Source organism: Streptomyces sp. NPDC006393 (assembly GCF_040628575.1).
In the GTDB taxonomy this organism is placed as follows: Bacteria; Actinomycetota; Actinomycetes; order Streptomycetales; family Streptomycetaceae; genus Streptomyces.
In genome coordinates, this window is sequence record NZ_JBEXZD010000062.1 from 39,470 (window position 1) to 45,605 (window position 6,136).

6 protein-coding genes are annotated in these 6,136 nt (G+C 70.2%); 4 read left to right on the forward strand and 2 right to left on the reverse strand.

Going from position 1 to position 6,136, the window contains the following annotated elements:
- Nucleotides 1–129: 129 nt before the first annotated feature.
- The 3 genes from ABZ484_RS23985 (at nt 130) to ABZ484_RS23995 (ending at nt 3,683) form a co-directional block, all read left to right on the forward strand.
- Nucleotides 130–1,113, forward strand: coding sequence for a cation diffusion facilitator family transporter (locus tag ABZ484_RS23985; RefSeq protein WP_358867963.1), 984 nt, complete (start codon nt 130–132; stop codon nt 1,111–1,113).
- Nucleotides 1,114–1,450: 337 nt separating this feature from the next.
- Nucleotides 1,451–2,908 (forward strand): adenosylhomocysteinase, encoded by a 1,458-nt coding sequence (ahcY, locus tag ABZ484_RS23990; protein WP_358867964.1) that lies wholly within the window; start codon nt 1,451–1,453, stop codon nt 2,906–2,908.
- A 157-nt stretch (nt 2,909–3,065) separates the two neighbouring features.
- Entirely contained in the window at nt 3,066–3,683 is a 618-nt protein-coding gene (locus tag ABZ484_RS23995) for a hypothetical protein (protein ID WP_358867965.1), read from the forward strand.
- A 44-nt stretch (nt 3,684–3,727) separates the two neighbouring features.
- Here the strand turns inward: ABZ484_RS23995 and ABZ484_RS24000 are convergent, their stop codons facing one another.
- A complete protein-coding gene (locus ABZ484_RS24000; protein ID WP_358867966.1) occupies nt 3,728–4,672 on the reverse strand; it encodes an RDD family protein in 945 nt (314 codons plus the stop codon).
- A gap of 130 nt (nt 4,673–4,802) precedes the next feature.
- On the opposite strand from ABZ484_RS24000, the gene ABZ484_RS24005 reads away from it, so the two are divergent.
- On the forward strand, nt 4,803–5,810 hold the full coding sequence (locus ABZ484_RS24005; protein ID WP_358867967.1) for a stage II sporulation protein M: 1,008 nt from the start codon (nt 4,803–4,805) through the stop codon (nt 5,808–5,810).
- Nucleotides 5,811–5,891: 81 nt separating this feature from the next.
- Here ABZ484_RS24005 and ABZ484_RS24010 read toward each other — a convergent pair.
- Nucleotides 5,892–6,136: hypothetical protein (locus tag ABZ484_RS24010; protein WP_358867968.1), on the reverse strand; the 245-nt coding region annotated here is incomplete at its 5' end.

Here is a 6,136-nt window from a genome sequence, read left to right on the forward strand (position 1 = left end):
TTCCCCGCTTGTGGTGACCTGACGTACCGCGGCCGGACCGGGCTGCAACAATGGCCCACCGGCAAAGGACGGGCAAAGCCGGCACGAGGGCGAAGAGCCAGTACGAGGGCGAAGGGACAACGCGAACACATGAGCGCGTCAGGCGGCACCAGGGCGATCGTGGCGGCACTCGGCGCCAATCTCGCGATCGCTGTATCGAAGTTCGTGGCGTTCGCCTTCAGCGGCTCGTCGTCGATGCTCGCCGAGGGCGTGCACTCGCTCGCCGACTCGGGCAACCAGTTCCTGCTGCTGGTCGGCGGCAAGAAGGCACAGCGGGCGGCCACCCCGCAGCACCCGTTCGGCTACGGCCGCGAGCGCTACATCTACGCCTTCCTCGTCTCCATCGTGCTCTTCTCCGTCGGCGGCATGTTCGCCATCTACGAGGGCTACGAGAAGATCAGCCACCCGCACGAACTGGAGCACTGGTACTGGCCGGTGGGCGTCCTCGTCTTCGCGATCATCGCCGAGGGCTTCTCCTTCCGCACGGCCATCAAGGAGTCCAACGCGCTGCGGGGCGGGCTGTCCTGGACGCAGTTCGTCCGCCGCGCCAAGGCGCCCGAGCTGCCGGTCGTCCTCCTGGAGGACTTCGGCGCCCTGATCGGTCTGGTCCTCGCCCTCCTCGGCGTAGGACTCGCCCTGCTCACCGGCAACGGCGTCTGGGACGGCATCGGCACCGTCTGCATCGGTGTCCTGCTCGTCCTGATCGCCCTCGTCCTGGCGGCCGAGACCAAGTCGCTGCTGCTCGGCGAGGCCGCCGGCGCCGACGTGGTCCGGCAGATCGAGACCGCCACGGTCGACGGCGACACCGTCACCCGCGTCATCCACATGCGCACGCTCCACCTCGGCCCCGAGGAACTGCTCGTCGCCGCCAAGATCGCCGTCCGGCACGACAACACGGCCACCGAGATCGCCGCGGCCATCGACGCCGCCGAGGCCCGTATCCGCGCCGCCGTCCCCATCGCCCGCGTCATCTACCTCGAACCCGACATCTACAGCGAGACCGAAGCGGCCAGGGGCGCGGACCCGGAGGCCACCCCGGGCGGACCGAACCCGCACCCCGCCCCCGGCCACTGAGCTGCGCCACCGCGAACCGTCACGGGCCCGCCGATCCTCCGCATCGGCGGGCCCGGTCCGTCTTCCCGGCGTCTTCCCGGCGTCCCGCGAACGGCTGGATCTGTCCGGAGGCGGACTGGGGTCGCCCGGCTGCGCGGTGTAGCTTGGGATCGAGCCAGACGTCGCTGCTGATGGCGGTCGGGCGGCCCCACGACGGGCCGTCCGAGGGAGAGAGGGCCTCCGACGGACTGCGCTGCGCGCACGCGGGCATGCCTGTGTCCTCTTCGGGCACCCCTGTGTCCGCCGCCGCGCAGATCAGCCGTATCCACCTCGACCCAACCCCGAGGAGCAGCTCGCAATGACGACTGTCGAGAACCGACAGGACTTCAAGGTCGCGGACCTTTCTCTGGCCGAGTTCGGCCGCAAGGAGATCTCCCTGGCCGAGCACGAGATGCCGGGCCTGATGGCGATCCGCAAGGAGTACGCCGAGAAGCAGCCGCTGGCCGGCGCCCGGATCACCGGCTCCCTGCACATGACCGTGCAGACCGCCGTACTCATCGAGACCCTCGTCGCCCTGGGCGCGCGCGTGCGCTGGGCGTCCTGCAACATCTTCTCCACCCAGGACCACGCGGCCGCCGCCATCGCCGTCGGCCCGAACGGCACCCCGGAGAACCCCCAGGGCATCCCCGTCTTCGCCTGGAAGGGCGAGACGCTTGAGGAGTACTGGTGGTGCACGGAGCAGGCGCTGACCTGGCCGGACAGCCCCACCGGCGGCCCGAACATGATCCTGGACGACGGCGGCGACGCCACCCTCCTCGTCCACAAGGGCGTCGAGTACGAGAAGGACGGCAAGGTCCCCTCGGTCGACACCGCCGAGTCCGAGGAGCACCGGGTCATCCTCCAGCTGCTGACCCGCACGCTGGGTGAGAACCCGCAGAAATGGACCCAGCTGGCCTCCGAGATCCGCGGTGTGACGGAGGAGACCACGACCGGCGTCCACCGCCTGTACGAGATGCAGCGCGACGGCACCCTCCTCTTCCCGGCGATCAACGTCAACGACTCGGTGACGAAGTCGAAGTTCGACAACAAGTACGGCTGCCGGCACTCCCTGGTCGACGGCATCAACCGCGCCACCGACGTCCTGATCGGCGGCAAGACCGCCGTCGTCTGCGGCTACGGCGATGTGGGCAAGGGCTGCGCCGAGTCCCTGCGCGGACAGGGCGCCCGCGTGATCATCACCGAGATCGACCCGATCTGCGCGCTCCAGGCGGCGATGGACGGCTACCAGGTCACCACCCTGGACGAGGTCGTCGGGACCGCGGACATCTTCGTCACCACCACCGGCAACAAGGACATCATCCTCGCGTCGGACATGGCGAAGATGAAGCACCAGGCGATCGTCGGCAACATCGGCCACTTCGACAACGAGATCGACATGGCCGGCCTCGCCAAGGTCCCCGGCATCGTCAAGGACGAGGTCAAGCCGCAGGTCCACACCTGGACCTTCCCCGACGGCAAGAAGATCATCGTGCTGTCCGAGGGCCGCCTGCTGAACCTGGGCAACGCGACCGGCCACCCGTCGTTCGTGATGTCCAACTCCTTCGCGGACCAGACCCTGGCCCAGATCGAGCTGTTCACCAAGCCCGACGCCTACCCCACCGGCGTCTACGTCCTGCCCAAGCACCTGGACGAGAAGGTCGCCCGCCTCCACCTCGACGCCCTCGGCGTCAAGCTCACCAAGCTGCGCCCGGAGCAGGCCGCGTACATCGGTGTGGACGTCGACGGCCCGTTCAAGGCGGACCACTACCGCTACTGACCGACCCCGAGCCGCACCCGCGTCTCACCCTGGTCCCTCGAGGCAGGCCCCCGCACCCCCGTGCCGGGGGCCTGCCCCTTTGCCGGCCACACCTGCCGGACACCTGCCGGACCGGCCGACGACTGGCCGGACCGACCCGTCAAGCCCCAGGAACCCCATGCCCCGCGGCCGCTATTCGCTCCACGATCCGCACGATCACACCCCCCTCGGTGAAGAGCACTTCCAGTGCGCCCCCGGCCCCTCCGGCTGGCGCTACGTCTCCCAGGTCACCACCCCCTCGGGCGATCACCGCGGCTCCGTCGACCTCGCCCTCGACGAACTCGGCCGCCCCCTCCGCCTGGAACTCCACGCGGGCGGCTGGCAGGTGCGCGGCGCCGCCCTCGACGGCGTCACCTGGGTCCGCACCGACCCCACCGGAACCCATGCCACCGAAGGCAATGTGCGCGCCCATGCCTTCACCGGCACCTCCCCCGCCTTCCTCATCGCCACCGCCCGTCTCCTCCGCCTCACCCCCTCGGCCTCCGTGACCCGCGTACGCCTCGTCACCTTCACGGAACCGGTCCTCGCCCCCCGCACCGTGGACCAGTCCTGGGCCCTGGTGAAAAGAGAAGCACACGCCACTGACAACGCCCCTCTGACCGTGGACGAATACCAGGTCACAGCCCTGGACACGGGGGAGCGGCACACCGTCCACATCACCGGTGACGTGGTCCTGGCGGCCCCCGGCGTCGAGCTCGAGGACCTCCAGTCACCACCCTCCGTCTTCACCGACTGACCCCGGCTCCCGAGCCGACGCCGAGCGACGGCGAGCCGACCGCCCTACGCGGGAGGCACGAACCCGGTGGCCGGCCTCTCCCCACTGGCCGGCTCGGGCCGCGGCGCGGAAGGGGACGGCGCCTGCGGGACGGGAAAGGCCGACGCCGGTGGTCCGGGGTGGTGAGCCGGCGCCTGGGGCGCGGGAGCGGACACCGGGGGCGGGGGAAAGGCCTGGGCGCCCGGCCCGGCCGCCGTCGCACCGTTCCCGAAGGCCCGCCGGGCCTCGCGGACCTGCCGCTCCTGCAACACCGCCGCCAGATACATGGCCGGCGGAACCCCGGGCGGCACCGGAGCCCCCGTGCGCGCCGAGAGATCGACGGCGAGCCGCTCCGCCATGCCCGAGCCGACCTGCGGATCCAACTGCCGCATCCGGGTCAGGTACTGCCGGATCGCAAGCCACAGCCCGTCGGGCACCGACGACAGGTCGAGGGCCGAGAACCGCCCGGCCAGCCAGGGCGGCGGCGGGGGCACGAAGGACGCCTGCCCGGCCGGCACCCGTTCCCGCACCACGAGGGTGCCCGCGAAGACGTCACCCAGCCGACGTCCGCGGCCGGACACCAAGGAGGCGATACAGGCGACGATTCCGAACGTCATCAGAATCTCCACCACGCCGAGAGCGCCGCGCACCAGCGCGTGCCGGAACCGGATCGGCCCGCCGTCGTCCCTGACGACACGCAGCCCGCACGCCAGCTTCCCGAGCGACCGCCCATGGCTGAGCGTCTCCACCGCGATCGGTCCGCCCACCAGAACCAGCAGGAAGGTGGCGATCGACAGCGCGATCTGCGCCGCCTCGTCCAGCGACGCCGTGGCGGCGAAGAGGGCGATGCTCACCATCACATAGGCCGTCATCGCCACGGCGAGGTCGAGCAGGACGGCCAGTGCCCTGCTGGGCAGCCTCGCAGGGCGCAGTTCCAGCGCCACCGCCTCGCCCGTCACCAGCTCACTCACGCCCGCCACCTTCCCCTGGCCCGCCTTGGAGACGGCCAGTCTGCCAAGCTGTGGGCAATCGCGCCGCAGTACGACAAGCTGACGCATCCGACGGACAGTCGATCAACCAGCCGAGGAGCAGGCAGACCCGATGGACCTGGACGTCTTCGTCTCCGCCCACCGAGCCGAGTGGGACCGCCTCGAAGTCCTGCTCCGCCGCCGGCGCCGTCTCACCGGCACGGAGGCCGACGAACTCGTCGCCCTCTACCAACGTGCCGCCACCCACCTCTCCTTGATCCGGTCCAGCGCCCCGGACCCGCAGCTGACCGGCCGGCTCAGCCAGCTCGTGGCACGCGCGCGCAGCGCCGTGACGGGAACCCGGCGAGCGTCATGGCGCGACGTCACCCACTTCCTCCTGGAGGGCTTCCCCGCGGCGGTGTACCGGGCGCGCCACTGGTGGGTACCCACGGCCGTCGTCTCCACCGTCGTCGCGGCACTCCTCGGATGGTGGATCGGCACTCATCCGGAGGTGCAGTCCACGATCGCGGCCCCCAGTGAGCTACGGCAGCTCACCCGACCCGGCGGCGAGTACGAGACGTACTACTCCAGCCACCCCGCGGCGGCCTTCGCCGCCCAGGTGTGGACGAACAATGCCCAGGCCGCCGCCATGTGCCTGGTCCTGGGCGTCTTCCTGGGACTGCCGGTCCTCTGGATCCTCTTCGAGAACATGCTCAATCTCGGTGTCGGCATCGGGCTGATGTCCTCGGCCGGACGCCTCGACACCTTCCTCGGCCTCGTCCTCCCGCACGGCCTGCTCGAACTGACCGCGGTCTTCGTCGCCGCCGGCACGGGCCTCCGCCTGGGCTGGACCGTCATCGACCCGGGGCCGCGCACCCGCCGCGCGGCCCTCGCCGAGGAGGGCCGCGCGGCCGTGGGCATGGCGATCGGCCTCGCCCTGGTCCTCCTCGTGTCCGGCGCCATCGAAGGCTTCGTCACCCCCTCGGGCCTGCCCACCTGGGCCCGCATAGGCGTCGGGATCGTGGCCGAGCTGTCCTTCCTGACCTACGTCTACGTCCTCGGCGGCCGCGCCGTACGTAGCGGCGAAACGGGTGACGTCGCGGCAGACGAGCGAAGCACCGGCGTGCCGACGGCCGCCTGATGTGCATGAACGTCCGTTGAACTGCTAGTGTCCTCTTCGCCCCACCGGAGCCGTTGACACGGAGCCGATGAGGAGGTAGATTCAAACAGTTGCCCGGAGGTGGACCCAGTCCACGGGGCCGCAGTGAACATCTGCCTGCTTCTTGGAAACGTCGATTTCAGAGAAGCCCTCCCGATGAATCGGAAGCGAAGGCCGGTCAGACCGGCGCGAAAGTTCTGATAAAGTCGGGATCGCCGGAAAGGGAAACGCGAGAGCGGGAACCTGGAAAGCACCGAGGAAATCGGGTCGGAAAAGATCTGATAGAGTCGGAAACACCGAAGGGAAGC

Excerpts from the sequence above, each read along its gene's own strand:
- ABZ484_RS23985 (WP_358867963.1), top strand. The coding sequence starts at position 130 with ATGAGCGCGTCAGGCGGCACCAGGGCGATCGTGGCGGCACTCGGCGCC.
- ahcY (WP_358867964.1), top strand. The coding sequence starts at position 1,451 with ATGACGACTGTCGAGAACCGACAGGACTTCAAGGTCGCGGACCTTTCT.
- ABZ484_RS23995 (WP_358867965.1), top strand. The coding sequence starts at position 3,066 with ATGCCCCGCGGCCGCTATTCGCTCCACGATCCGCACGATCACACCCCC.
- ABZ484_RS24005 (WP_358867967.1), top strand. The coding sequence starts at position 4,803 with ATGGACCTGGACGTCTTCGTCTCCGCCCACCGAGCCGAGTGGGACCGC.